Source organism: Peribacillus sp. SIMBA_075, from assembly GCF_046534585.1.
This window is the reverse complement of record NZ_JAWRYN010000005.1, coordinates 131,150-157,252: the sequence shown is the minus strand read 5'-3', so window position 1 is coordinate 157,252 and position 26,103 is coordinate 131,150. Positions and strand designations below refer to the sequence as shown.

The following is a 26,103-nucleotide window of genomic DNA, read 5'->3' as shown; positions in this document are numbered from 1 at the left end:
CGGAAGGATGCTTAAAAGCCTTCAAACCCGAATTTTGCTTTATTCTTTACTTATAGCAAGTGTTCCTGTTCTGATATTGGGAATCATATCCTATGAATCACAACGGTCCCTGCTGGAAAAGGAAGCAAAAAATGCCTTGAATGCAGGTTCGCTGAATATTGTAAATGAAGCATATAGCTATTTGAACGAACGGATCAGTGATGTGAAGTTAATGAGTACGAATTCGGTAATCATCAATCCGGACTCTTCAAAAGAAGAGAAGTCAGTTGAACTAAAAAAGTTTATCGATGCAAAAGGAAATTATTACGGTGTCTTGCATTTGGATATGGAAGGCAATGTCATTGCAGATACCTCCAATAAAATGATCGGGGATAACCTCGCGAAGAGAATATGGTTCAAAGAGGCCAAAGAAGGTCATGAATTCCTTTCTGACGTATATAAAACCCAGGCTTACTCAGAACCCATAATTGCTTTAAGTGCGCCTGTATATGATAGTACAGGGAAGATGACCGGTGTTGTGTCTCCAGCTTTCCGATTGGAAGGGCTTTGGGAGATGATGGAGAAAAAGGCTAATGAAATTAGCGATAAATACCCAGTGGACTTTTTCATGATTAATCAGGACGGTATCATGATTTCGAAAAAAAAACCACATGGCGTCATTCAGAATTCAGCCTTGGAGGAAATGGGATTAACGAAGGAACAACTGATGGAAGCTTCGTTATCGGATGAATTGTACAGTGCAGAGAATGGGGAAAAAATACATTCTATCCAGCCTGTCCATACGATAGCACAAACGGAGAATAAGTGGTTTGTTGTTGTTGGGGCAGATAAGAAACAGGTGTTTCAGCCTTTGAATGACCTTTTATCACGGTATCTGACCATCTACAGCATCGTATTTGTTTCTATCATTCTGGCAGTCTATTTACTTACAAAGACACTTGTGCGTCCAGTTCAGGATCTTGTCGAAGCGACTGAAGATTTCATTGAAGGGAAGGAATTCGTCGTTTCCAATAAAAGAAGCTTCGAAGAAATGGAAAAATTGAATCTCGCCTTTCTAAGAATGATGGAAACGATAGAAGATCGTGAAAAGGAAATCGTCCGTACAGAAAAATTAAAATACGTTGGCCAGCTTGCTGCCGGGGTCGCCCATGAAATCAGGAACCCGCTGACGACAATAAAGGGCTTTTTCCAACTATTGAAGAGCCAGGATCATGATAAAACATTAATAGAAAAATATAGTGATGTCATGCTGCATGAAGTGGATCGGGTCAATGTATTCGTGACACAACTTCTTGATTTGGCTAAACCTCATCAATTAGAATGGGAGAAAATAGATTTAAAAGATTTCCTTGATGAAATTATAGATACCTATACTTCTTCAATTCCTAGTTCTCCTGTAAAATTAATTAATGGAGTGACACAATCCGTCTTTGTTTATTCAGACAAAAACCGGTTAAGACAGGTCCTCTTGAATGTCCTGAATAATTCTTCTGAGGCCATCGAAACAAAAGGCCAGATTGAACTACACCTGACTGCCGTGTCCCAATATGTAAAATTAATGATCAGAGATGATGGAAAAGGCATCAGTCCCGAGAATTTTAAAAAAATCGGCATGCCCTTTTATACCACTAAACCTGATGGAAACGGCTTAGGTGTAGCGACCTGCATCCAGATAATGGAGGAATTAAAAGGGAGATTCCAAATTGAGAGCGTTTACGACGAAGGAACGAAAGTGACGCTCATAATCCCTACTACGAACCGTCTCATAAAATGAGACGGCTTTTTGGTTGTAGTAAAATAATGTACAAGGTTTTTCATTCCCCTTCAATAAAATGTCAAGTTACATATCTAAATGAGCAAAATGCCCTCTCTTTTCCATTAACCTCCATGTTTGTTTGTGCATATAATTTACTAATCAACGATAAGGACCATATTGGGGGATGTCTCTTATGGGCAAAAAAAAACAGCCGAAATATAAATTAGGCGATACAGTCGTAATAACAATGTATGGGACAGTCGGGAAAATAACCGATGTCAAATTTCTCGATGGTGCTTATGTGTATGAAGTGAACTATAGTGAAGGTCTTTATATTGAAAAAACATTGCAATCCATAAATGAATATGAAGGAGAAATCCTTTATCAAAAAGAACAAATCGATATTGAATATAAATATTTATTAGGTGACTTAGTCCAGGTAGATGGATATGAACAGGATTATTTCAAGATAATCGGTTATCGAACGGAGATTTGGCGCTATAAGGAAAATGCCTGGGAGGATGTAATCTATGAGTTATCAAGAATCTCGGATGGTGAATGGCTTGAAGCGCATGAAGAAGAACTGACTTTGATAGCCGATGCTAAACGTGCAGATGGGATCATTAAAAAGTTAGGACTGCTCCTTTCTAAAAAGAATAATGAGCTTGCTATCATTGCTAAACAAAACAACCCTGGTAAAGGTGAGCGAGAAATGACAATGACAAAAAATGAAAAAAAGGAAATGATTGATGGACTGTTGGATTTATATAATGATTATTGTAAGCTCTATGAACATTTTGGCGATGATGAATATCGTCATATCATGAAGATTGCCCTTGCTAAAATTGAAAAAGCGGCAGAGGAAATTTACCCAGATCATAAAAAAAAGCAAACGAAGTGAAAAGTATGCCAAACTTTTAAAGGATCAATTTCCAAGTTTCTTAAAAAACCATTTAATTGGCCGGGAAGGGACCATGGTAAATGTAGGTCCTTAAAATGATTTTCCATAATGGAATGCCTTACTGGAATATTTGTCTCTACACACTCATAGACCTTTAATTAAGGGGGCGATGATTTGCGAGAAATTGAGGTTTTTATTGATACAGAAGAGATAGCGGAATTCTTTTTTCAAGAATTGATAAGACGGGGCTATCTTCCAACAGAAGCTGAAGTTGAAGATCTTGCTGACATCACATTCGAGTATCTTCTTGAAAAATGCATAATTGACGAAGAAGTCGATGAGTAACCTGTCATACGACGGTTAGCAGCTTCCTTTCCCTTAATTTTAAAAACCATTAAAAAAAGACGGCGGATCTCCGCCGTTTTGTTTGCTCTTTAGAAGAGGGTGCCAAAATCCTTTTCTTGATTACCAGTTTTCCTTATCTTTTAAGTCTCTAGGATAAGGTTCAATTTTCCTAACTTGTGGCTGATATGGTATAGTAGTTTTTGAATATCATTTCAACCACAAGTTAAGGAGGACATAGTTGTATGAGCGTACATATTGGTGCAAAAGAAAATGAAATTGCGGAAACGGTCTTACTTCCTGGGGACCCGTTGCGTGCAAAATATATTGCTGAAACATTTTTAGAGGATGCTAAACTTTACAATGAAGTTCGTAACATGTTTGGATATACAGGAACGTATAAAGGGAAACGAATTTCTGTCCAAGGCACAGGCATGGGTGTCCCATCCATTTCCATCTACGTGAATGAATTGATGAACAGCTATAATGTCCAGAAACTGATTCGCGTTGGAACTGCAGGGGCCATTCAAAAAGATGTAAAAGTCAGGGATGTAATCCTTGCGATGAGTGCTTCCACCGATTCCCAAATGAACCGCATGACTTTCGGAGGAGTGGACTTTGCCCCAACCGCGGATTTCGATTTACTAAGAAAAGCTTATGATGCGGGTACAGCTAAGGGCTTGCAATTGAAGGTCGGCAATGTATTTACGGCCGATCAGTTTTATAACGATAATAGCGAATTGGAAAAATGGGCAAAATACCAAATCCTTGCGATAGAAATGGAATCAGCAGCCTTATACACGCTTGCTGCTAAATTTGGCCGTCAAGCTTTATCTGTATTAACCATTTCCGATCACATCTTAACCGGTGAGGAAACATCGTCGGATGAGCGCCAGTCAACTTTTAACGAAATGGTTGAAGTGGCATTGGAAGCAGCTATCCAAGACTGATAATTGGCTGTGTTACGGCGGGTGACCAGGAATAAGTGATGCTGGATAATGAAAGTTGGATAGAGGCTCATTCATTCCTTGGTATCCGCATGTTTGTAATGTCGGGGCTCATTCAGGAATTGCCTGGGTGTCCTAAGTGTTCCATTTGATTTACCGTTTACTGAGGGTTAAAAAAAATACATATGATCATAAGTTGTTATTTTTGATAACAATTATTTTTCGATTGGCATGAAAGCTGATAAAATAGAATGAAATCGTTTATATCGTCATGAAGAATGAAAGTGGTGAGGCTAAGTGGAAGAAGAAAATCAAAAACAGCCAAAAGAGGCAGGGAAATTCATTAAAATAAAGAAGTTTACGTTCATTATGGGGATTTTCTTAGTCATATTTCTAACAGCAGGGATTACTACAATAGCCTTGACCTTTGGAGATGAAAAAGTAGAGTCATTAGCACCTGATAAACATGCGGAATTTGAAAAGCTGTATTCTACATACGATACAATAAAGGGTAACTACTATGAAAAGATTGATCAAGACAAGCTGGTTGACGGGGCAATTAATGGAATGATTAAATCATTGGATGACCCCTACTCTGCATATATGGATAAAAAGGCAGCATCTAGTTTCCATGAGAGTATCTCTTCATCTTTTGAAGGAATCGGTGCAGAGATTCAGGAGCAAGATGGAAAAATCATGGTCGTCTCACCAATAAAAGGGTCCCCCGCAGAAAAAGCAGGGGTAAAACCGAATGATATCATTTTGAGTGTGAACGGTAAAAGCGTTGAAGGACTAAGCTCTTCTGAAGCTGTCCTGAAAATCAGGGGCAAAAAGGGGACGAAAGTGGATTTGTCCATCTCAAGAGCTGGTGAGCCGGAACCGATTGAGCTCACGATTAAACGTGACACAATTCCGATTGAAACCGTTTATGCGGAAATGCTTGATGATGGAGTTGCAAAAATTCAAGTGACCAGTTTTTCCGAACATACAGTCCAAGAGCTGAAAACGTCACTTGAAGAGATGTCGAATAAGGATATGAAGGGTCTGGTATTGGATTTGCGAGGAAACCCAGGGGGACTTCTTGACCAAGCAATAGAAATGGCAAGCCTGTTCATACCTAATGGGAAAGTGGTCCTTCAAGTTGAGGATCGCAGCGGGAAAAAAGAAGTCTATAAATCGAAGAATGATGGAGAGCTGAAGATACCGGTAGTCGTGTTGATTGATGATGGCAGTGCCAGCGCTTCTGAAATTGTTGCGGCCGCTGTCAGTGAATCTGCGGACATTCCTTTGATCGGTGTCAAATCATTTGGAAAAGGGACTGTGCAGACTGCCCAAGACTTTGATGATGGGTCTAACTTTAAATATACGGCAGCCAAATGGTTGACTCCTGAAGGCAATTGGATTCATAAGAAAGGGATCAAGCCGGATATTACTGTGAAGCTTCCTGATTATGCCAGCCTTCCGTACATTTCGCCTGATAAGGAATTGAAAGCATCTGATTCCTCCAGTGAAGTGAAAGCAGCCGAAGAGATGCTGAAGGTAGCAGGCCATGATCCTGGTAAGATAGATGGATTCTTTGATGAAGCAACTACAAATGCGGTAAAAGCGTTCCAAAGGGAACAAAAAATTAAAGAAACTGGTACCATCAAAGATGATACTACCGTGAAATTGATGCAGGTCATACGGGAAAAAATACTAAAAAACGACACACAAGTGAAAAAAGCGGTTGAAGTATTAAAGAAAGAAATCAAATAAATGGAAAAGCCTGTCAGCGATTATCGATGGCAGGCTTTTTTGTCGTTCAATGAATAGTATTCCAATATAAGGTAAAAGATATGGTTAATTTTCCGATGAGGTGAGGTAATGAAAGAAAAGGTACTGTTCATATATCTAATGGTCTGGATTCTGGCAGGTTGCACCTATGCGCCTTTACCCAAACAAAATGGAAATGCAGGTACGGAAAAAAAGATAACCAAAGAAGTGATCCAAGAAGGCGTGAAAACATTTCTGTTAATTGGTGTTGATTCTCGCGGGGAGGAAAAATCTCGATCAGATGCGATTATACTGGCAAAATACTTTCCAGAGCAGGAAAAACTAAAGCTGGCTTCCATTATGCGTGATAGTTATGTGAAAATCCCTGGGGATAAATCAGCATATAACAAAATAAATGCTGCTTATTATTATGGTGGAAAGGAGCTGCTAAAGAAAACCATTCAGGAAAACCTTGATGTCAAGGTCGATCATGTTGCAGTAATTGACTTTCAGGGATTTGTGAAGATGGTGGATTTGCTTGCCCCTGAGGGGGTAGTGGTGGATGTGGATCAGGAAATTATTGATGATATGAGCATTCAAGCAAGCGTTGGTAAAAATGTTTTACATGGTGAGGAAATATTGAAATATGTCCGTTTTAGACATGACGATGAAAGTGATTTTGGAAGGGTAGAGCGTCAACAGGAAGTATTGGTTCAATTAAAATCAGCGTTTATAAATCAAATCTCGTCCTTCGAAGGGATAGCGGCCCTTCCTAGTATAATCGAACAAGGACTTTCGTATTTAAATACTGATATTGGGGTGAAAACGATAATGGAAATGGGTCCAGAAGCCGTCTTCCATAAACCGGACACCGTTGAAACTCTAAGGATCCCCGTAGAAGGAAGCTATAAAGATGAAATATATCCCCATACCGGAGCCGTGTTGGAAATGGACTATACTAAAAATAAGAAGGCACTTCAAGAATTTTTTACAAAATAAGAATAACTATTCATCATTTGTTATCGAAAACATCAATCGAAAGAGGTGATTTGTTCAAATCACTTAAATTATTTTATAATAGACCTCGCAAGAATATTACTATTTGATCTTCTTTTAAAAAACGAGAGGGATACTTAAATCCGTCTCGTCTTTTTATATCAATAAAATGACCTGGATCACTTAACAAAATGCGGAATGTTTTTTACAAAATCAGATGCAATGATGCCGTTTTCTGTAATGATGCCGGTAATTAGCTGATTTGGTGTAACGTCAAAGGCTGGATTGAATGTCTTCACGTTTTCCGGAGCGATCCGTACACCTTGAATGAAGGTGATTTCCGCTTCATCCCGTTCTTCGATCGGGATGGATGAGCCGGATTTGATAGAAAGGTCGAATGTGCTTGATGGAGCAGCCACATAAAAAGGGATACTAAAGTGCCTAGCTAATATGGCCAATCCCAATGTCCCGATTTTATTGGCTGTATCACCATTAGCCGCAATTCTGTCGGCCCCAACTATAATTCCATTGATCCGTTTCTGAAGAATCGTATGTGCAGCCATATTATCAGATATTAAGGTGACGTCAACTCCTGATTGCATCAGTTCCCAAGCAGTCAAACGCGCCCCTTGCAGGACAGGTCTGGTTTCACAAGCGTACACTTTTAGCGGAAAGCCCCTTTCTTTTGCAAGGTGGAATGGAGCCAAGGCTGTTCCATAACGGGCTGTGGCAATCCCACCAGCGTTGCAATGCGTTAGGATGGAATCACCTTTAGCGAATAAGGATAAACCATGTTCCCCAATTTTCCTGCACATTTCTTCATCCTCAGTAAAGATGGCTTTGGCCTCCGTTACAAGTGCTTCCTTGGCAGCTGAAATGCTTTGTGCTGCTTGCAAGGTGCTTTCCATCCTCCGTAATGCCCAAAAAAGGTTGACCGCAGTAGGCCTGGAAGAGGCGAGCTTTTCAATATGCCCCGTTACATTCTTCTTGAATTCCCCTAATTCAGTGGTTGTTTCCTGTTTGGCACCAAGTGCAACGCCAAATGCTGCCGTCAGTCCGATAGCTGGGGCGCCGCGTACCTTTAATGTCAAAATGCTGTCGTATACATCATCAACTGAATGAAGTTCAATGAATTCAGTTAAGGAAGGCAGGGCCTGTTGATTTAATAATGTAATATGGGTATCATCCCATTGGACTGAATATGGTAAGGGTGCTAGTGTCGTCATGTACAGGTCTCCTTTTAAAGGGTTGAATAAAATGGAAGTGTATGGTTTTTCAACGCATCAATGACAGCTGGAACATCCAATTCTTCCCGTTTTTTAATTAAAAAAGCACCAATCTTCAATGTTGTCGTTTTCGCAGCGATCCTAGATTCTTTATCTTCAATGACATTTAGATCGGCAACATGGGAAAGGCCGATGGTTCGCCGAATCAGTTCGCATCCGGCAAAACCGAATGCATCCCTTTTGAATTTAGCCAGTAAATAAGGTAGATAACCCTTCACATTGCGGAATGGGCTTATATTTTGGGTGTTCCATAGTTCAGTATATGCTTCTTCAAAGGTATTCCAAAATTGATGGAGGTGTGTGAAAATCTCTTCCTTTCCAGGGCCATTACGTGTGACTGCCTGAAAAAGAAGGTTGGCTGTGTATTGACCTAGGTCAAAACCAACTGGTCCATAAAAAGCAAATTCTGCATCAATAACCTTTGTTTCAGTTTCACTTGCAAATATACTTCCTGTATGTAAATCTCCATGAAGCAAGGATTCCTGCTCGGTTTCAAAGCTTTGTTTCAGCTTGGCGACTTCAAGTATCACATCTTGATCATTCCAAATACTTTTGGCGGCATCAGTCAATTCCACCTCGAAATCCCCGGGGAGCTCCTCGAAAAAAGGATCCGTGAAAATGTAGACTTCAGTGATTCTGCAAAGCTCCGGATTCGTGAAGTGTCGGGCCACTTCTTTTTTCGCAGAGGGTTCTAAATGATAATCGGATGTATAAAATGCCGTCTTCGCTACATACTCACCGATATGCTGTGAAAGCAATGGATATGGATCACCATCGATTAATCCTGTTCTAACGATTTTCAAGTGCGATAAATCTTCCATGACTGTGATCGCAAGCTGTTCATCCGAATAATAGACTTGCGGTACGAATTCGGGGCAATAGCTTTTGAAATGAATAAGTGCATTCGCTTCAATGGCAGCCCTTTTCAATGTCAGCGGCCAGCTTTCGCCAATTACCTTGGCATATGGGACAGCCTGTTTGATTATTATTCCTTTCTTTGTATCAGTTTCTGTAATATGAAAAACATAATTTAAGTTACCATCTCCGATTTCTTTACAGTTTAAACTGGCATCCGCATTGATCAACCCAAGTTTTTTTGCAAAGGTTACAGCTGTTTCGTTTGTCAATCTTTTGAAATTCGAATGGTTTTGAGTCATTTTTTTCCCTCCAGGTTCAAAATAAGAATAAAAAAGCCTCTTTCATATAGAAAGAGGCAGAAGTTTTGGCTTCGGACCTCTCATCTCCCAGAAAAATGAATTCTGGTGGAATTAGCACCGTGCTCTGTGGATTTTATAATCCGGCGGTGGATCCGCCCCATTTCACAATGGTATTACAGTCGGTTGCTGGGCTTCATAGGGCCTTTATCCCTCAGCCTGCTCTTGATAAGAGTATATGTATTCTGAAATTTTAATCTTCGGGAAAATAATATCAACTTTTTAAATAGTTTGTCAATGGGGAAATTAATAAAAGTCCGGCCGGCGATCTTCGAATACAGGTATTTTGTTACGTGCTTCCGTAACTTTAGTGAAGTCCAAGGTGCCTGTCAATAGTTCGTTTTCTTCTCCCGCTTCACTTACGATAACTCCCCATGGATCAATAATCAAGGAATGACCAGCAAATATATTATTGATATCCGAACCTGAACGATTAACGGCTACAACATAGGCTTGGTTCTCGATGGCACGACTAATCAATAAGGCTCTCCAGTGATCGAGTCTGGGCTTAGGCCATTCTGCGGTTACGAATAGAACTTCGGCACCTTGAACAGCATGGGCTCGCTGCCATTCAGGGAAGCGGATGTCATAACAAATGAATCCAGCACATATTTTTTCATCAAGAGTGAATAAACCTTCTTTTTCACCTGGCTGCAGGTAGCGATGTTCATCCATCAATTGAAATAAGTGAAGCTTATCATACTCTTTAATGAGTTTGCCATCCTTATTGATGATGATCATGGTGTTATAGAAACCCTTGCTCGTTTTTTTGGCAATGGAACCGCCTACGATGTGAATCTCGTGTTTCCTTGCCTGTGTTTTAAGGAATTCAATCGTTTTTTCCGCCTCTTGATCAGCAATCTCATTTAACCTGGTCAAGTCGTATCCAGTTGTCCAAAGCTCTGGTAAAATGACGATATCGGGTTCTGACCGTGCTGCTTCTTCCAACCATTGTTCCGCAACCTGAAAATTGATATCCGGTTGCCCGAATGCTATATCCATTTGAATACAAGCTATTTTCCACTTCATCGTTTAAAACCCCCACATGTAAAAAATGCTTTACAAGACTATGATAAACATATATCATTTGTGACTAGAATTTCAAGAAATTTCAGAGAAGGTGTATAAATGTTGCAATTCGAAAAATCCGGAAAGCTTCAGGACCTGCCAAAGCAGTTTTTTGCCTCACTTGTCGCAAAAGTCAATGCGATTACGGCGCAAGGACATGATGTCATTAATTTAGGCCAGGGAAATCCTGATCAACCGACGCCTGAACATATCGTGAAAAGTTTACAGACTGCCGCTGAAAGATCGATTAATCATAAATATTCACCATTCCGGGGACATCAATATTTAAAGGATGCCGCTGCCGTCTTTTATGAACGTGAATATGGAGTCAAGCTGGATCCAAATAGTGAAGTGGCGATTCTCTTTGGAGGAAAGGCAGGTCTTGTCGAACTGCCGCAGTGTTTATTAAATCCAGGTGATACGATCCTGGTTCCTGATCCCGGCTATCCGGATTATCTTTCAGGTGTAGTGTTAGCCCAGGCAAAAACCGAATTCATGCCCTTGACAGAAGAAAATGGTTTTCTTCCGAATTACAAAGTTATACATAAAGACGTGCTTGATAAAGCCAAAATGATGTTCTTGAACTATCCGAATAATCCCACTGGTGCTTCTGCAACTGAAAGTTTTTTTGATGAAACCGTCTCCCACGCAAGAGAGCATTCAATTTGTGTGGTCCACGATTTCGCTTATGGAGCGATAGGGTTCGACGGAAAAAAACCGACAAGCTTTCTCCAGGCAAAGGGAGCGAAGGATGTAGGAATAGAAATATACACACTATCGAAAACATACAATATGGCAGGGTGGAGAGTTGGCTTCGCAATGGGGAATAAAAGTGTCATAGAGGCTCTTGAACTATTACAAGACCATCTTTATGTGAGTCTCTTCCCGGCGATACAGGAAGCAGCGGCAAGTGCATTGCTTGACTCGCAGAGCTGTGTAGAGGAATTAGTGAAGATGTATGAGGGGCGCAGGAATGTTTTCATTGAGGGATTAAGGGCAATCGGCTGGGAAGTCAAAGCTCCTGAAGCATCATTTTTTGCCTGGCTCAAGGTACCAAAAGGTTTTACGTCAGAGAGTTTTGCAGACTATTTATTAACGCATGCCCACGTAGCTGTTGCCGCAGGGAATGGATTCGGTGAATTTGGCGAGGGTTACGTAAGGGTAGGGCTTCTGACTTCGGAAGAGCGGTTAAAAGAGGCTGTGGAACGAATTCGCACACTAAACTTGTTTTGACGAAGGATTGAGTATCCAATGTATCCCACCGTTAAATGGTTAAAAACGTATTGACAAAGTATGGATTACCTGTCAGAATACAAAATAAATTCTAAATCTTTCGATACTTGTAACTATATATCAGCGTTTTCTTATTTTGAGCAGGTGGAGGGACTAGCCCTATGAAGCCCAGCAACCGACCGTAATTCCATTGTAAAATGGGGCGGAATTCTTCGCCGGATTTTCATGAAATCCACAAGGCACGGTGCTAATTCTTGCAGCCAATGGCTGGGAGATAAGAAGATGGCTTTTTAAAGCCTCTTCTTATATGAAGGGGCTTTTGCCATTTAGAGCAATGCCAGGTTAATGACTTCGAGAGTTTACTAACGTGTAATAGGAGTGATCAGATGAGCGAGATAGTCGCTACTTATTTAATTCATGACTTTAATGGAAATCATGAGAAAAAAGCAGAGAGCATTGCCTTAGGTTTGACTGTGGGGACATGGACGGACCTGCCCCAATTGGTCCAGAAGCAACTGGAAAAGCATAAGGGACGTGTAGTATCCGTAACGCCACTATCTGAAGAAGAGAGGGCAAACGGCTACTTTAATCGTAAAGTGTACCGTTCGCTAATTAAAATTGCCTATCCGGCTGGGAATTTCTCTAATGATTTACCTGCAATCCTTACGACGGTCTTCGGCAAACTTTCATTGGACGGTGAAATAAAACTGATCGACCTGGATTTTGTCGGTGCTATTCAAAAAGCGTTCCCGGGACCGCAATTTGGCATTACAGGCATAAGGGAAAAGATTGAGGTATTTAACAGGCCCCTTGTGATGAGCATCTTTAAAGGTGTATTAGGAAGGGATCTAACCTTCCATAATGAGCAACTGAAGCAACAAGCATTAGGAGGTGTCGACCTAGTTAAAGATGATGAGATTCTCTTTGACCAGGAACAGACTCCATTTTTCGATAGAATAAAAACGGGAAAAAGAATTTTGAATGAAGTCTTTGAAACCACTGGCCACCGAACTTTATATGCTGTCAATCTATCAGGGAAAACATTTGATTTATTGGATAAGGCGAAGCAAGCGGCTGAAGCAGGGGCAGATGCTTTATTGTTCAACGTTCATACATATGGTTTGGATGTATTGCAAGCCTTAAGTGAACATGATCATATCAAGCTACCGATCATGGCGCACCCCGCATATAGCGGGGCATTGGCATCTTCATCATTTTATGGGATCGGGTATCCATTATTGCTTGGTAAATTAGTGAGGTTATCAGGAGCGGATTTATCCTTGTTCCCATCACCTTATGGAAATGTCGCACTTGAAAAAAAGGAAACATTAGCGATTGCTGAAGCTCTTACAAAAGATGAGTTTTCATGGAAAAAGGCCTTCCCTGTACCTTCTGCAGGCATTCATCCGGGCATGGTTCCCAACCTGATCAAGGATTTTGGGCTGGACAGTGTCATTAATGCCGGAGGTGGAATTCATGGACACCCTGACGGAGCAGAGGGCGGGGCCAAGGCTTTCCGTTCTGCTGTTGAAGCCGTTCTCGCAGGAAAGGACCTATCAGAAGCGGCTGCTGAGGAAGAAGGACTAAAAAAAGCTCTTGTTTTATGGGGAGGCTTGTAAGAAATAATGAAACCGATCATCTTTTGCGATTTCGATGGAACGATCACCAACACAGATAATATCATTTCTATCATGAAAAAATTTGCGCCTCCGGAGTGGGAAAAGTTGAAAGACGATGTCCTTCAGCAAAAAATCAGTATATCTTCAGGGGTCGGTGATATGTTTTCCTTGCTTGATAGTGGCTTGAAGGATGACATCATTCAATATGTAAGCGAGACGGCCGGCATTCGTCCAGGATTTAATGAATTCGTTGAGTATACGAAAAAAGCCAACATCCCTTTATATATTGTAAGTGGAGGCATGGATTTTTTCATTGCCCCTCTTTTAAATGATATCTTGCCAGCAGATTCCGTTTATTGCAACAATGCATTTTTTGATAAGGAAAAGATTTATATTGAGTGGCCACATGCTTGTGATGAGCAATGTAATAATGATTGCGGTTGCTGCAAGCCATCCATTATGAGGGGAATTGCGAGTGCGGGTGATTTTAAACTCGTTATTGGAGATTCAGTAACGGATTTTGAAGCGGCAAAACAGGCCGATTTTGTCATAGCCCGTGACATGCTGCTTGAGAATTGTGATAGAGAAGGGATTCCTCATCAAGGTTTTGAGACGTTTTATGATGTAATTGCTATTTTAAAGCGGCGGGAGGAGGTAAAGGCGTGAACACACATACTGAAGAATGGCTGGAGCTAGCCGATATTAAAGCTGAACTGGCCCAAAGGGATTGGTTTATGGGAACAAGCGGGAACTTGTCCATCCGCGAGCCCAAAAGTCCTTTCTTTTATATTTCGGCAAGCGGTAAGGATAAAAGGAAGCAATCGGATTCGGACTTTTTATTGGTGGATTTAAAAGGAAAACCAGTTGAAGAAACGGAGCTAAGGCCATCGGCCGAAACTTTGCTTCATACCGTTATTTACGGGAAAACCAATGCGAACTGTGTACTCCATGTCCATACAGTTGAAAATAATGTGATATCCGAATTGTACGGAGATGAAGGTCAAGTTTCTTTTCATAATCATGAAATCATAAAAGCGACCGGACGGTGGGATGAAGATTCAGAGCTTCGGATTCCAATCATATATAATCACGCTGACATTCAACAGTTATCCGATAAGTTCAAGCAACATGTCGTAGAAGACTCTGGCGCCGTGCTGATCCGCAATCATGGAATTACGGTTTGGGGTATAAGCGGACTCGAAGCAAAAAGAATACTTGAAGCTTGCGAATTTTTATTTCAATATCAACTGTTGCTTAATCAACAAAAGGCGTTTGCAGGTTCTTTAAGATAAAAATCCTAGAGGAGGATGAATGATGGCGATGATTAGGTTCCATGAAACAAACGAGGTTATTGAAAACGGTGAACGGGTAAAAGGCTTTTTAGAAACACAAGGGGTTATTTATGAACAATGGGACATTTCGAAATTACCGGCCCATCTTGTGGAAAAATACGATCTGACAGATGCTGACAAAGAGGAAATCCTTTTAACTTTCAAATCTGAGATAGCGGAAATTTCCGAAAGAAGAGGCTATAAAGCTCAAGATATCATCACATTATCCGATGCAAATCCAAACTTGGATCAAATGCTTGAAAACTTTAAGCAGGAACACCACCATGAAGATGATGAAGTGCGTTTCATAGCAGGCGGAACCAGTATTTTTGCCATTGAGGGCAGCGATAAGCGGTGGTTTGATGTACGGCTTAATCCAGGAGATCTTATTAGTGTACCAGAATCCACACGGCATTATTTCACGCTGGCAGAAGATAGAAAAACTGTAGCTGTCCGTATTTTCGTTACAGCGGCAGGATGGGTGCCGATTTACGAAAAAGACGAAGTTCAAGCATGAATCATTGTCGAAAAACCAGCTTACGGGCTGGTTTTTTTATGTGGTTCGGGCAAGTGCTTTTAAAAGATAAGTATGATAAAATTTAACGGAATTGAATTTTACAGGATCATGGGAGCAGATACAAATGAAAACAACCGAAGTTTACATATTAGGAGGATTTCTCGGCAGCGGGAAAACGACGCTTCTACGAAATATATTAAAACAGGAAAGTGAAGCAAATAGGAAAGTGGCCGTCCTTTTAAATGAGCTCGGCAGTGTATCGGTGGACAGCGGCCTGATTGGTGATGAAGTGCCATTGAAGGAGTTGTTTGACGGCTGCATTTGCTGCACCATTCAGGATAAGCTGGAGGTTCAGCTTCATGAATTGCTAACTGAAAACAACCTGGACGCCGTTTATATTGAAACGACGGGCGCAGCCCATCCAGTTGAAGTATTGGATGGCATCATGTCGCCGCTTTTCGCCAAAAGACTGGATTATAAAGGGATTATAACGGTCGTCGATTTACTACGGTGGCGCGATCGGGAAGAACTGTCTCCACAGCTTCGGCAGTTGCTTGCTGAGCAAATCCACCATGCGGATTTCATATTATTGAATAAAGTGGACCTTGTAAGTGAGATGGAGGCAGCACAGCTGATATATTCGATACAGGCGCTTAACACCGATGCTGTTTGTTTATTGACGGAGTATGCGGCCATTTCCTTGATATCGTTGCAGCAGATGCAAAGAAAACGGCAAAATGGCCATCAAAAGCTTGATGTACACGACCATTTGCATTTAACTGCAGTGGTCCACACATTTGAGGGTGCCGTGACACAAACTGACTTTGAAGATTGGCTTAGGGGCCTTCCGGAAACGGTCTATCGAATGAAAGGATACATTTCCTTTACACATTCACAGCTCCCCCATTTATTCCAATACTCATACGGAATGCCGATGTATATGAATGAAATGATGAAAATGCCATTGAATATCGTCATTATCGGTGAAAAGTTGGATAGGAAAATTATCATCGGCCAGTTGAAGGCTTTGGAAGCGAAAGCGGCCCAATAAACGTCTGCCGCCCATTAAAAAGAAACATAAAAGGAGACTTTCTTATCAAGGAGGCGGTAATATTGCCATGGAATAAGAATGATTATCCGAATTCGATGAAAAATCTAGATGAAGATTTAGGGAAAAGGCCATTGAAATCGAGAATGCATTATTGGATGATGGATATGGGGATGGAAAAGTCATTCCAATTGCCATAGACCGCAGCAAAAATGTCGGTGGGAAAAGATTGAAAAAATGGTCAGACCATAAATGGGTCTGACCATTTTCATTGTTGCAATCCAAAGGCGGCAAATGTCTTTTCGTCTTCAATTAATCCGCAAGCAGCACATTGCACCCGAATTTCTGGACCATTATATGCTAGATGGAAAGGCTGAAGCGAATCGTTCGAATATTGTTCAACGATTTCACCGGATTGCGGATCCTTTTTAATGGGGGTTGATACTTGCTTAATGAGATTGAAGCGAGATTTATTTGTCCGGCAATTCGGACAGCGGTATACTTGAGACAATTTACTCACTCCTTTTTTTGAATTTTTTATTGCGTAATCGTAATATTAAGGTAGTCTTTACAAACTTGATTAAAAATATGTATAAATTAGTGATGGATGGAAGGGATAATATGAAAGATAATGTCAGGCAAGAAGCAGTACTGGAGGCTTATTTAAGTTTATGGAATAATCGTAAGGTGCCGGATGGAGGTGGAAGGGAAGTATTATCGGAACTCATTCGCCGCGAGCTTTTAGATGAAAATGCACACCCCCGTGCCCGGAAACCAGTACTGGAAAAGTTTTACCTCTGTATTAAACGCGTGATGGGTTCTGCGCTTTCAGAAGAAATGAAAAACGCGATCGTCATATCCTATGTCACTGAATTGGAAAGGTTATGATTCCGGTTGTGATACGGATGCTAGTTTAGAGAATATTCTTTTCCGCTTCATACTTTTTTCACAAATCATTGTTAAAATTTTAAAAAAATAGATATTTAATGAATAAGGAGCTTAAAATATGAAGTGGGGCATTGGGCTTTTTCTTGCCATCTTACTGCTTACTGGGTGTAATGGCAGTAATACATTTACAAAAATAAATAAAAGTAAATCTTTCTTGGCGACAGTCAATATCAAGGATACCTCCCTGACTTTCATAGATGAAAACTATCATCCATTTGCCAAATGGGATATTTCAGAACCATTTACCGGAGCCCTGCTCCTGGCAGACAAAGATACTATCCTGCTTTATGGAAAGGATATGGAGAAAGTCCAAGTTTACTCTTTATCAGAAGGAAAACTGATAAACAGTTGGGAAATTGGGAAAGGGATCGTCAATATGCAGTTATTACATGATGGAAAAAGCATCGTGGCAGTCAATCAATCGAATCACTCCATTTATTTTTTAAATGATGAAGGTGAGGAACAGGATGTAGTCAGTGTCGGTAAAAGCCCTTTGACCGTTCTTCAGGGTGTGCAAGCGAATCGCTTGTATGTAATTAATTTTGGAGATACCAAATGTTCAGTGATAAATCTTGAAACGAAAAAGGTTGAATTCGAATTTCCCATACATAGTTCCAGCACTGGCTCATTGCTGAGGGAAGAAAAGGATGAAATATGGATCGGAGGACACGGTCATGGAGATCAAGTGGAAGAAGATCTATATATTTATTCGGCAAAAACGGGAGAGTTGAAGAAAAAGTTGAAGGCTCCCACCATGCCGATAAAGTTCCTGGAGAATGCTGAAGGCATTTTTGTCCTTAGTCATGGCACAAGCTCCTTATATAAATTGAATGATCAATATGAGGAAGTGAAAAGCAAGGTGGTCGGCGTCAACCCTTTTGAAATGGCGAACTTTAACGAAGATGTGGTCGTAGCTGGATATGATAGTGATGAAGTGTATGTAGTGGATGCTGGAACAGTCGATGTTAAAAAAACGATCAAAGTCGGCGAAGGTCCATTCCAATTGATGTTGAGGGAGTAGTTGACATGCATGTTTACACCATTTTAGTCGTGGATGATGAAGAGGATATGCGGAATCTAGTTGAAATGTATTTGCTGAACTCAGGTTATCGATGCCTTCAAGCTGCGAATGGAAAAGAAGCCATTAGTATGGTTGAAACACATGAAGTGGATTTAATCCTACTGGATATCATGATGCCAGGTATGGATGGTTTCTCGGTATGTGAAAAGATTCGTGATAATTGGGAGATCCCTGTAATATTTGTCAGTGCGAAAGGTGAAGAGTGGGATATGGTGAAAGGGCTGAAGCTCGGCGGGGACGATTATATCGTCAAACCGTTCAATCCAGGAGAATTGGTCGCTAGGGTCGAAGCGGTATTGCGAAGGACAGGCAAACTATCATTGAAAGAAGAGGATCTAAACCAAGTGCGATTCGGTAAAATTAGCTTAAACTTACAATCCAGAACGGTTTTGGTGGAAGGGACCCCTATCAATTTAACCTTGAAAGAATTCGAGTTGCTCTTATTCCTCATGCGTCATAAAAGTCAGGCACTTAGCCGTGAACAACTGCTTGAAAATGTATGGAGCGGGGAGTATGGGGGGTCTTTACGTACCGTGGATACCCATATCAAAACGTTACGAATGAAATTAAGCGCGGCCGATTACATTCAAACCGTCTGGGGAATCGGGTATAAGATAGAGGAAAAGAAATGATTAATAAATGGAGGTCCCTCTCTTTTAAATTATGGCTTACCATCATCACGGCCATCATCCTGTCCGTGCTGTTCGCTTACTCCCTTTCCCAATATTATTATAAAAATCTTTATGTGGAGAAGCTTAAAACAGATTTAGTCAATGAAGCGTCATTGCTTAGTGAGGATTATACCGGCGGTGAAATCAGTGAAGACTTCAAGCAAAAAGTTGAATGGTTTAACAGTAAGAATGACAGCGAGGTCTTTGTCGTCAGCAATCCCAGGGAATTGAGTGCCTGTCTCCCTTTTGAAATCAATTATGACACCCTCATTTCTGAAGAAGAACGGCAAATGCTTTTAGACGGGAAAGCCGTTGAAAAAGAGGGGTACGAGAAAAGGTTTGAAAAGAACATCGTAGCGGCCATCATACCCCTGATTGACGGAAATCGCCTCGAAGGCATCATCTATACGTATATTCCAGTGGATTCTATTACGGTCTTGCTTAAGGAATTTGCTGCAAAGTGGATGGCAGCGGTTCTTTTATTCTTGATTGTCGCGATTTTTTTTACTACGAAATGGCTGAAAAAGCTAATCAGTCCAATCAAGGACATCGAGACTGCTGCCCATCGAGTCTCAGAGGGCAATTATGACATACAGGTTCAGGTAAGGAGTCATGATGAAATAGGTAAACTGGCAAAAGCCTTTAATGATATGGCTAACTCCATCCATTTGGAAGAAGAAAGAAAAAAAGAGTTTCTTGAAAATGTTGCACATGAGCTTAGAACCCCGCTTAGTTACGTAAGGGGATACACGCAGGCCATTTTGGATGGTGTAGTGAAAAATGATGAAGAGGAGCGTAAATACCTTCAACTCATTTCAAGGGAAGCTCTTAGGCTGCAGCGGCTTGTAGGAGATTTGATGGATTTATCAAAAATGGATAGTGATCCATTCATGTTATTTAAAACCCCGATTGCCTTTGCTCAATTTATTGAAGATGTTCTAGTGATTTATGAACCTATAATAAAAGAAAAGCAATTGGACTTGAAAATCGATCTGGATCCGGACCCGATTATTATTGGGGATGAAGGCAGGATGGAACAAATCTTACATAACATTTTTGATAATGCCATTCAGTATACGGAGCCTGGAGGATCAATCAATATTACCTTGATTCAGTATAAAGAAAATTGCGAACTGGTGGTTACTGACACGGGTAATGGGATTCCTGAAGCGGATCTACCATATGTAATGAATCGCTTTTACCGGGTGAACAAAGCACGCAGCCGTTTTGATGGCGGGTCAGGGCTTGGGCTGTCCATCGTCAAAAAATTGGTGGAATTGCAAAATGGCAATATCGAAATAGAAAGTAAAGAAAAAATAGGAACAAAAGTCAGGGTAGTGCTACCTATAATAGGAGAAGAATTGAATTCATAAAAAGGGGATACGTTCAAAAATGAAAAGAATCATGTTATTTTGCATGGCGTTAATTTTATTGGCTGGATGCGGCAAGGAAGAGGAAATTCCGAAAATGTTGAATGTCGATTTAGCTGTCAATCCAATTCATGCCAAAGTGGATGAGCCTGTGAAGTTTCAGGCAAAAGTGACCTATGGGGATGAAGAAGTGACAGATGCGGATGATGTCAGCTTTGAAATTTGGCTTGCAAATAGCAAAGACCATGAAAAGATTCCTGCAAAACATAAAGAAAACGGCATTTATGAATTGGAAAAGACTTTTGAAGAAGAAGGAACCTATTATGTATATGCCCACGTAACAGCAAGGGATATGCACAACATGCCAAAGGAGAAATTCGTCATAGGCAAACCAAGCCCTCCGGAACAAAATGGTGGAAAAAAGGATATGGACGAGATGAATGATGATGAAATGAAATGATGAATGCAAAATCCAAACCAAAACAATTCGGTGGAATCCGGATTGTTTTTTATTTGTAAAATCCTCATGGGGGGATAGGGGTGAATGATGAAGTCTAATGTCGAATTTAAAACGAAAAAAATGTAACATAAAAGTAATGAAAGTCATAATAAGTAGCTTGGAAACGATATGTCAACGAAAAGTTATTAGTATTCCATGGAAATGGTTCTATGTAACTACCATTGACAAGGAATAGCTAGAAAAATATGGGTATTTATACTACTTACAGAAACATAGATAGTTAAAGCATTTTTGCAAGACTTCTCTGAAACTTGAATAATAATATTCTCTCATTCGCCTCCTGTGAATTTGATGGAAATTGATGGTTCATATATTACGAAAAATGCATGATATGATAATTCCAGAAGCAAAACACAACACAAAATGAACATCACAGGAGGAAATACGAATGAAAAAGAAAATGTTTATGTCAGCAGCAGCAGCTGCAGCTATTATATTCACAGGAGTAGGAGTTAACCAAGCAGAAGCAGCCAACTGTGATACTGTAAAACAAGTAACTTATCAAACTATGAATAAAGAGGATATGCAAAATGTCCTTGACCAATACTTAACTAAATACAATTTCACATTACCTGCAGCGCAGGCTCAACAAACACCAGTTCAAACACCGGTTCAAGAAGTTGGAACAACGAACCAAGCAAAACCTGAAGCAAAACCTGAAGCAAAACCTGAAGCACCAGAAGTAACACCTGATAAATCTACTGATAAAAAAGCAGAGACAAGCTCTGAATTAAGTGCTTATGAACAAGAAGTTGTTAAATTAACGAATGCAGAACGTGAAAAACAAGGTTTGGCAGCACTTAAAATCGACACTAAGTTGAGCAAAGTTGCCCGTATCAAGTCTCAAGACATGAAAGATAAAAATTACTTTGATCACAATAGCCCAACTTACGGCTCACCATTCGATATGATGAAACAATTCGGAATCAGCTATACATCAGCTGGCGAAAACATCGCACAAGGTCAACAAACACCTGAAGAAGTGGTACAAGCTTGGATGAATAGCGAAGGACACCGTGAAAACATCATGAATCCTAGCTTTACTCATATTGGAGTAGGTTACGTAGCATCTGGTAACTACTGGACTCAACAATTCATCGGAAAATAATAGATTAATAGAAGAGTGCATCCCATTAACATGGGGTGTGCTTTTTTTGTGCCATTGATTGGTTTTTGTAATATGCCGAAATCTAATTGTATGGACTGGTGGTTGTTGACAACAAGAGAAAGAAGGAACCGCACCATAAATTTAGTGTGGTCCCGAAGCCAAATCAAATCTCGGATACATCGATTTCTGAATACTGGGTATTGAAACTTTTTTGAAGGCGTATTTCCAATGTTGATTCTTTATATTGGGCGGATGCCCCTTTTTTCTTAACAAGAGCGGGAAGTGTTATGACATGCCGATCTGACTCCTCTGGAATCCCCTCGATGATGGATTGGTTAGAGGTATGGTAAAGTTTCATTTTCTTTAGCCAAGATTCATCTTCTATGGGAATTCTTACAAAGACATTTAAATGGGTTTCAAAAACATCTGCATGTAAAGGATGTTCAGATTTGGCATGTTCTTTTTGTGCCCCGCCTTCACTATGGTTCATCATACCTTGCATATTGTCAGGGATGACCTGTGAAAATACCTTTTCAATGAACGATTGTACATCACTTTGCTGCATATTTTTCATGAAGTCCTTTTGGTTCATGTTATTTTTTAAAGAAAAAAGTGAATTCCAGGGAAACATATTGAATTCCTCTCTCCTGCTTATTGGCTGACAGGTTTATTTCTTATATTTTATGCAGGCTAAAGCCTATAGGTTCGTTTTTATAATTACTAAATTATAGAAAATGGGTCAAACTTATGTATAATTAAGTAAAATCCATTAGATAAAGAGGGTAATCCTGTGGATGAAAAAGTAGCTTTTATTACTGGTGGAGCAACGGGAATCGGCAAAAGGATGGCAATTTCACTTGCGGATAATGGTATGTCCATTATCATTACTTATCGAAAAAGTAACAAGGCAGCCTTAGCATTAGTGAGTGAATTGCAGGAAAAGTACAATGTAAAGGCACTTGCGATTCAAGGTGACTCGTCGAGTGAGAAAGATTGCCGAAATATTTTGCAGTTGGTCTTGGAGGCTTTTGGCCATGTTGACATCTTCATTCATAACGCAGGGCCTTATATGCATGATCGCAAGCCCATGACTGAATATGGCAGTGATGAATGGAAGTACATCATGGATGGAAATTTAAATGGTTTTTTCTATTTTGCCAAGGAGCTTATTCCGCAAATGCGCAGTAGAAGATGGGGCAGAGTCATCACTTTAGGGTTTGAGAGGTGTGAAACTGCACCAGGCTGGATATATCGTTCTGCTTTTGCCGCTGCAAAGAGCGGGTTGACCTCCTTAACTAGAACTTTGGCTGCCGAAGAAGCTAAAAATGGGATCACCGTGAATATGGTCTGTCCTGGAGATATCATAGGTGATTGGAAAGAAGAGGAAATTAGGGTCGCAAGAGGAGAAAAGGATGATACGGTTCCAGTCGGAAGACCAGGTACAGGGGAGGATATAGCGAGGGTCATCACGTTCCTATGTGATGAAAAATCAGATTTCATTACCGGTAGCGTCATACCGGTAACAGGAGCTAAGGATGTTCTTGGGAAATTATATAAACCCTAGTGGTTTAGGGTAAAAAGGTGGGGCCGGTGTAATCCAGCCCCACTCTTTTTTATGCCATTTTTTTATACTTTACTTGCTGTATGAACCTTAAACGAGCAGCCAACCCTATCGCTCCGAGGGCCAAGCCGGAAATTAAGCCGATCCAATACCCAAAGGCTCCCATATCCGTATACTGTGCAAAGAAATAGCCAATGGGAAGCCCAAGAATCCAATATGAGACAAGGGACATCGCAAACGTGACATTTACATCTTTATATCCACGCAATATACCCTGTATAGGTGCCTGCAGGGCATCTGATATCTGAAAGAAGATGGCATAGATTAAAAAATGTGATGTCAGCATCATTACCTCATGATCTTTAGTGTAAACAGATGCGACAGGTTCGCGGAAGAGGAATAGGATGGTCGACAAAACGAGCGACATCGTCAATGCCATCGAGATGCCAATCCAGCTGTACTCTTTGGCATCTTTATAACGGGATGCCCCAATTTCGAATCCAATGACGATCGTCAATGCCATGGATATACTTAGCGGTATCATATAAAGCAATGACGCAAAATTCATGGCAATCTGATGCGAAGCAATTGTCACGGTATCATACTTACTCATCAAAAGGGTAACGGCCGAAAAAATGCTGGTTTCAAAAAAGATGGCCAGACCGATAGGCACCCCAATCAATAATAGGGCACGCCATTCTTTCCAGGAAACCCGGAAAAATTCATTGAAAACCTTATATGTCGAAAATGGGTTGATTTTCACCACTACAATGATGGCAACCAGTGCAATTAACCAATAAGTAATGGCAGTAGCGTATCCGGAACCGACTCCTCCAAGTTCCGGGAATCCAAACTTCCCGTATATTAACAGGTAATTAAATATGACGTTAATCGGGAGTGCACACAAGGTAATGATCATGGAGATCCTCGTCTGCCCGAGTGCATCTATGAATGACCTCAACGCATTATAAACGAATAAAGGAATGATCCCGATAGAAAGGGCGATCAAATAATCATGCGCCACCCGGTGGACATTACTTTCAAGATCCATGGCAGTCAATATGGGATTCAATGAAAACGCCCCAATGATTAAAATGACCAAGGCTAAAGCGACAGCTAAATACAGGGCCTGCATCACAGAATAGGAAACGGATTTGGACTGCCTGGAACCAACGAGCTGTGAAACCACCGGCGTTAAGGCAATCAATATCCCACTTAGCCCCGTGTACACAGGTGTCCAAAGGGAACTGCCGATCGAGACGCCGGCAACGTCCTGCGTACTGTATTGCCCTGACATCATTACATCAAAAAAAGTCATGGCATATAGGCCGATTTGAGTTATCAGGATAGGTATCAATATATAAAATAACATACGGATCTTTTGCGATTTAGTATAAGTCTGGTTCATCAAAGTACCTCAATATAAATATTTGAAATTTTCAACACAATGGAAGAATTATATCACAGAAGCGCGTGATGTTTTAAGCTTTTATTTGAAGTTGAAAAAGACTTGCCGTTTTAGGGCAAGTCTTTTTGTCAGTCGCGCATGGATTCAAAATCATTCATGGCTTCTATATTTGAATCTTTTTGAAGAATGAAAGCCTGGGAAGGGATGGCAATTTGCACATCTTCCTGCTCCAATATCTCCATTATTTTAAAGTTCACATCTTCTTTAATTGATAAATATCCTCCAAAGTCAGTCGCATTCGTGAAGAAATAGAGGTAAAGGTTGAAGCCGGAATGACTAAACTCATCAAACTTAACAAGAATCGTTTCCGGATGTACTTCTGAATGATCAATCAGCATTTTTTCTATGCCTCTAATGACATTTTCCAATTTTTCTTTTGGCGTTGTAACATTCACATCCAAATGGAAGGCAATCTGTCTTTTACCCATCTTTGACCAGTTAATAATCGGTTCATTCGAAAGGGTCGCATTTGGAACCGTAACTAAAGCTTGGGCGAAAGTCCGAACTTTGGTGCTTCGGAATGTGATGTCTTCAATGGTTCCCTCCACACTTGGAGTTTTGATCCAATCCCCTATTGTAAAAGGTTTTTCGGTGACGATGACGATACCCCCGAAAAAATTGCTGACGGTATCTTTAGCAGCAAGAGCGAAAGCCAATCCACCCAAACCAAGCCCTGCAACAAATCCATCGACATTAAAACCCCATTCCTCCGCAATAATGGAGGCACCAAAAGCAATGATGATTAACTTTATGATTTTCGTAAAGAACGGCATGACGATTAGATCGACTTCAAGTCCAAATTTACTTACTAATTTCGGAAATAAAATAGTTAAAATCGAACTGATATTGAAAATCGTCCAAAAGAATAAGAAGACAAAAAATGATCTGTATATTTTCAATCTTAATTCAGTCGAAGGCGAGTCAAGCGGGAAATAGTGCATCGAAATAATAACACCAATCAAAACGATAAGCAATCTTACCGGCTGTTCGATAGCGAGCATTAAGTTGGCCGCAAATTCAACTTTACGTTTTTCTGCCATTCGAAGAAAGAATTTGAATATATATTTAGTAAATACTTTCCGAAGCAAAAGGAAGATTAGAAAAATACCTATGGAAATTCCTAATTGGGTCCAGGCTTCGATTCCATCAAATTGATGGAGAGATTCAGAAACTTCTTGCAATGTATTACTCCTCCAATGTATCTTGTAGTATTGTAGAATACTAAGATTATAATATATTCATGTTAAAAAAGGAAAAAATAATCGATAATTACATTCATCATGGTAATTTAAGGTTCACTTACTGCTTTTTCAAGTTATTAATGGCATGGATATATGGTAATATGGATGCAAAGTGATTTTTTAAG

At 40.4% G+C, this 26,103-nt stretch carries 27 protein-coding genes and 2 riboswitches; of the genes, 20 read left to right on the top strand and 7 right to left on the bottom strand.

Annotated elements, in window-relative coordinates:
* Positions 1-7 precede the first annotated feature (7 nt).
* From SB775_RS06590 to SB775_RS06565, 6 genes are all read left to right on the top strand, one after another.
* Entirely contained in the window at positions 8-1,774 is a 1,767-nt protein-coding gene (locus tag SB775_RS06590; RefSeq protein WP_410860949.1) for an ATP-binding protein, read from the top strand.
* 175 nt (positions 1,775-1,949) lie between these two features.
* Entirely contained in the window at positions 1,950-2,657 is a 708-nt protein-coding gene (locus tag SB775_RS06585) for a hypothetical protein (RefSeq protein ID WP_061463587.1), read from the top strand.
* Positions 2,658-2,831: 174 nt separating this feature from the next.
* On the top strand, positions 2,832-3,002 hold the full coding sequence (locus SB775_RS06580; protein WP_064505166.1) for a YozD family protein: 171 nt from the start codon (positions 2,832-2,834) through the stop codon (positions 3,000-3,002).
* A gap of 242 nt (positions 3,003-3,244) precedes the next feature.
* Positions 3,245-3,949 (top strand): purine-nucleoside phosphorylase, encoded by a 705-nt coding sequence (gene deoD, locus SB775_RS06575; RefSeq protein WP_061463586.1) that lies wholly within the window; start codon positions 3,245-3,247, stop codon positions 3,947-3,949.
* A gap of 294 nt (positions 3,950-4,243) precedes the next feature.
* Positions 4,244-5,701, top strand: a complete 1,458-nt coding sequence (locus SB775_RS06570) for a lmo1851 family serine protease (protein ID WP_410860948.1) — start codon at positions 4,244-4,246, stop codon at positions 5,699-5,701.
* A gap of 108 nt (positions 5,702-5,809) precedes the next feature.
* Positions 5,810-6,697, top strand: coding sequence for an LCP family protein (locus tag SB775_RS06565; protein ID WP_410860946.1), 888 nt, complete (start codon positions 5,810-5,812; stop codon positions 6,695-6,697).
* Between the two features lie 176 nt (positions 6,698-6,873).
* Here the strand turns inward: SB775_RS06565 and mtnA are convergent, their stop codons facing one another.
* From mtnA to SB775_RS06550, 3 genes are all read right to left on the bottom strand, one after another.
* The gene (gene mtnA / locus SB775_RS06560; RefSeq protein ID WP_284470451.1) at positions 6,874-7,920 is read right to left on the bottom strand and encodes an S-methyl-5-thioribose-1-phosphate isomerase; all 1,047 of its coding nucleotides are present in this window, start codon (positions 7,918-7,920) and stop codon (positions 6,874-6,876) included.
* A 14-nt stretch (positions 7,921-7,934) separates the two neighbouring features.
* Positions 7,935-9,137, bottom strand: a complete 1,203-nt coding sequence (gene mtnK / locus SB775_RS06555) for an S-methyl-5-thioribose kinase (protein WP_410860945.1) — start codon at positions 9,135-9,137, stop codon at positions 7,935-7,937.
* A gap of 77 nt (positions 9,138-9,214) precedes the next feature.
* A riboswitch (SAM riboswitch) is annotated at positions 9,215-9,369 on the bottom strand.
* Positions 9,370-9,440: 71 nt separating this feature from the next.
* The gene (locus tag SB775_RS06550) at positions 9,441-10,223 is read right to left on the bottom strand and encodes a carbon-nitrogen family hydrolase (protein ID WP_289320220.1); all 783 of its coding nucleotides are present in this window, start codon (positions 10,221-10,223) and stop codon (positions 9,441-9,443) included.
* A 99-nt stretch (positions 10,224-10,322) separates the two neighbouring features.
* Between SB775_RS06550 and SB775_RS06545 the strand changes: the two genes are divergently transcribed.
* The 7 genes from SB775_RS06545 to SB775_RS06515 all read left to right on the top strand — a co-directional run bounded on the left by SB775_RS06545 (position 10,323) and on the right by SB775_RS06515 (position 16,210).
* Positions 10,323-11,495 carry a pyridoxal phosphate-dependent aminotransferase gene (locus tag SB775_RS06545; protein ID WP_089364029.1) on the top strand — a complete coding sequence of 391 codons (1,173 nt, stop codon included), beginning with the start codon at positions 10,323-10,325 and terminating at the stop codon, positions 11,493-11,495.
* A 128-nt stretch (positions 11,496-11,623) separates the two neighbouring features.
* Positions 11,624-11,776: riboswitch (SAM riboswitch) on the top strand.
* 105 nt (positions 11,777-11,881) lie between these two features.
* Complete coding sequence (mtnW, locus tag SB775_RS06540; protein WP_410860943.1) at positions 11,882-13,114, top strand: 2,3-diketo-5-methylthiopentyl-1-phosphate enolase; 1,233 nt, start codon at positions 11,882-11,884, stop codon at positions 13,112-13,114.
* Positions 13,115-13,120: 6 nt separating this feature from the next.
* Positions 13,121-13,780, top strand: coding sequence for a 2-hydroxy-3-keto-5-methylthiopentenyl-1-phosphate phosphatase (locus SB775_RS06535; RefSeq protein ID WP_410860942.1), 660 nt, complete (start codon positions 13,121-13,123; stop codon positions 13,778-13,780).
* Positions 13,777-14,406 (top strand): methylthioribulose 1-phosphate dehydratase, encoded by a 630-nt coding sequence (locus tag SB775_RS06530; protein WP_410860941.1) that lies wholly within the window; start codon positions 13,777-13,779, stop codon positions 14,404-14,406. The genes SB775_RS06535 and SB775_RS06530 overlap by 4 nt, the downstream gene beginning before the upstream one ends.
* A gap of 22 nt (positions 14,407-14,428) precedes the next feature.
* Positions 14,429-14,962, top strand: a complete 534-nt coding sequence (locus tag SB775_RS06525) for a cupin domain-containing protein (protein WP_410860940.1) — start codon at positions 14,429-14,431, stop codon at positions 14,960-14,962.
* A gap of 124 nt (positions 14,963-15,086) precedes the next feature.
* Positions 15,087-16,013 carry a CobW family GTP-binding protein gene (locus tag SB775_RS06520; RefSeq protein ID WP_410860938.1) on the top strand — a complete coding sequence of 309 codons (927 nt, stop codon included), beginning with the start codon at positions 15,087-15,089 and terminating at the stop codon, positions 16,011-16,013.
* Positions 16,014-16,075: 62 nt separating this feature from the next.
* Positions 16,076-16,210, top strand: a complete 135-nt coding sequence (locus SB775_RS06515; protein WP_284470457.1) for a hypothetical protein — start codon at positions 16,076-16,078, stop codon at positions 16,208-16,210.
* Between the two features lie 68 nt (positions 16,211-16,278).
* Here SB775_RS06515 and SB775_RS06510 read toward each other — a convergent pair whose 3' ends face one another.
* Entirely contained in the window at positions 16,279-16,521 is a 243-nt protein-coding gene (locus tag SB775_RS06510) for a hypothetical protein (protein WP_061463574.1), read from the bottom strand.
* A 110-nt stretch (positions 16,522-16,631) separates the two neighbouring features.
* Here SB775_RS06510 and SB775_RS06505 point away from each other — a divergent pair, with 110 nt between their 5' ends.
* From SB775_RS06505 to SB775_RS06480, 6 genes are all read left to right on the top strand, one after another.
* Positions 16,632-16,898, top strand: coding sequence for a hypothetical protein (locus SB775_RS06505; RefSeq protein ID WP_089364061.1), 267 nt, complete (start codon positions 16,632-16,634; stop codon positions 16,896-16,898).
* 118 nt (positions 16,899-17,016) lie between these two features.
* Positions 17,017-17,979 carry a YncE family protein gene (locus SB775_RS06500; protein WP_410860936.1) on the top strand — a complete coding sequence of 321 codons (963 nt, stop codon included), beginning with the start codon at positions 17,017-17,019 and terminating at the stop codon, positions 17,977-17,979.
* A 5-nt stretch (positions 17,980-17,984) separates the two neighbouring features.
* Positions 17,985-18,671, top strand: coding sequence for a response regulator transcription factor (locus SB775_RS06495; protein ID WP_061463571.1), 687 nt, complete (start codon positions 17,985-17,987; stop codon positions 18,669-18,671).
* Positions 18,668-20,083, top strand: coding sequence for a sensor histidine kinase (locus SB775_RS06490; protein ID WP_410860935.1), 1,416 nt, complete (start codon positions 18,668-18,670; stop codon positions 20,081-20,083). Before SB775_RS06495 ends, SB775_RS06490 begins: the two co-directional genes overlap by 4 nt.
* Positions 20,084-20,102: 19 nt before the next feature.
* On the top strand, positions 20,103-20,540 hold the full coding sequence (locus tag SB775_RS06485; RefSeq protein ID WP_410860934.1) for a FixH family protein: 438 nt from the start codon (positions 20,103-20,105) through the stop codon (positions 20,538-20,540).
* Positions 20,541-20,988: 448 nt separating this feature from the next.
* Positions 20,989-21,708, top strand: coding sequence for a CAP domain-containing protein (locus SB775_RS06480; protein ID WP_410860933.1), 720 nt, complete (start codon positions 20,989-20,991; stop codon positions 21,706-21,708).
* Between the two features lie 163 nt (positions 21,709-21,871).
* Here SB775_RS06480 and SB775_RS06475 read toward each other — a convergent pair whose 3' ends face one another.
* On the bottom strand, positions 21,872-22,339 hold the full coding sequence (locus SB775_RS06475) for an Hsp20/alpha crystallin family protein (protein ID WP_410860932.1): 468 nt from the start codon (positions 22,337-22,339) through the stop codon (positions 21,872-21,874).
* 159 nt (positions 22,340-22,498) lie between these two features.
* Between SB775_RS06475 and SB775_RS06470 the strand changes: the two genes are divergently transcribed.
* Positions 22,499-23,272, top strand: a complete 774-nt coding sequence (locus SB775_RS06470; RefSeq protein WP_410860930.1) for an SDR family oxidoreductase — start codon at positions 22,499-22,501, stop codon at positions 23,270-23,272.
* Between the two features lie 49 nt (positions 23,273-23,321).
* On the opposite strand, the gene SB775_RS06465 is transcribed toward SB775_RS06470, so the two are convergent.
* Both SB775_RS06465 and SB775_RS06460 read right to left on the bottom strand, forming a co-directional pair.
* Positions 23,322-24,677, bottom strand: a complete 1,356-nt coding sequence (locus SB775_RS06465; protein WP_410860929.1) for an MATE family efflux transporter — start codon at positions 24,675-24,677, stop codon at positions 23,322-23,324.
* A 128-nt stretch (positions 24,678-24,805) separates the two neighbouring features.
* Positions 24,806-25,918: a mechanosensitive ion channel family protein gene (locus tag SB775_RS06460; RefSeq protein WP_286141001.1), complete on the bottom strand. Its 1,113-nt coding sequence runs from the start codon at positions 25,916-25,918 to the stop codon at positions 24,806-24,808.
* Between the last annotated feature and the right edge of the window lie 185 nt (positions 25,919-26,103).

Excerpts from the sequence above, each read along its gene's own strand:
- SB775_RS06535 (WP_410860942.1), top strand. The coding sequence starts at position 13,121 with ATGAAACCGATCATCTTTTGCGATTTCGATGGAACGATCACCAACACA.
- SB775_RS06480 (WP_410860933.1), top strand. The coding sequence starts at position 20,989 with ATGAAAAAGAAAATGTTTATGTCAGCAGCAGCAGCTGCAGCTATTATA.
- SB775_RS06545 (WP_089364029.1), top strand. The coding sequence starts at position 10,323 with ATGTTGCAATTCGAAAAATCCGGAAAGCTTCAGGACCTGCCAAAGCAG.
- SB775_RS06550 (WP_289320220.1), bottom strand. The coding sequence starts at position 10,223 with ATGAAGTGGAAAATAGCTTGTATTCAAATGGATATAGCATTCGGGCAA.
- SB775_RS06590 (WP_410860949.1), top strand. The coding sequence starts at position 8 with ATGCTTAAAAGCCTTCAAACCCGAATTTTGCTTTATTCTTTACTTATA.
- SB775_RS06475 (WP_410860932.1), bottom strand. The coding sequence starts at position 22,339 with ATGTTTCCCTGGAATTCACTTTTTTCTTTAAAAAATAACATGAACCAA.
- SB775_RS06565 (WP_410860946.1), top strand. The coding sequence starts at position 5,810 with ATGAAAGAAAAGGTACTGTTCATATATCTAATGGTCTGGATTCTGGCA.
- SB775_RS06520 (WP_410860938.1), top strand. The coding sequence starts at position 15,087 with ATGAAAACAACCGAAGTTTACATATTAGGAGGATTTCTCGGCAGCGGG.
- mtnA (WP_284470451.1), bottom strand. The coding sequence starts at position 7,920 with ATGACGACACTAGCACCCTTACCATATTCAGTCCAATGGGATGATACC.
- SB775_RS06525 (WP_410860940.1), top strand. The coding sequence starts at position 14,429 with ATGGCGATGATTAGGTTCCATGAAACAAACGAGGTTATTGAAAACGGT.
- SB775_RS06490 (WP_410860935.1), top strand. The coding sequence starts at position 18,668 with ATGATTAATAAATGGAGGTCCCTCTCTTTTAAATTATGGCTTACCATC.
- SB775_RS06585 (WP_061463587.1), top strand. The coding sequence starts at position 1,950 with ATGGGCAAAAAAAAACAGCCGAAATATAAATTAGGCGATACAGTCGTA.
- SB775_RS06485 (WP_410860934.1), top strand. The coding sequence starts at position 20,103 with ATGAAAAGAATCATGTTATTTTGCATGGCGTTAATTTTATTGGCTGGA.
- mtnW (WP_410860943.1), top strand. The coding sequence starts at position 11,882 with ATGAGCGAGATAGTCGCTACTTATTTAATTCATGACTTTAATGGAAAT.
- SB775_RS06465 (WP_410860929.1), bottom strand. The coding sequence starts at position 24,677 with ATGAACCAGACTTATACTAAATCGCAAAAGATCCGTATGTTATTTTAT.
- SB775_RS06500 (WP_410860936.1), top strand. The coding sequence starts at position 17,017 with ATGAAGTGGGGCATTGGGCTTTTTCTTGCCATCTTACTGCTTACTGGG.
- mtnK (WP_410860945.1), bottom strand. The coding sequence starts at position 9,137 with ATGACTCAAAACCATTCGAATTTCAAAAGATTGACAAACGAAACAGCT.
- SB775_RS06505 (WP_089364061.1), top strand. The coding sequence starts at position 16,632 with ATGAAAGATAATGTCAGGCAAGAAGCAGTACTGGAGGCTTATTTAAGT.
- deoD (WP_061463586.1), top strand. The coding sequence starts at position 3,245 with ATGAGCGTACATATTGGTGCAAAAGAAAATGAAATTGCGGAAACGGTC.
- SB775_RS06495 (WP_061463571.1), top strand. The coding sequence starts at position 17,985 with ATGCATGTTTACACCATTTTAGTCGTGGATGATGAAGAGGATATGCGG.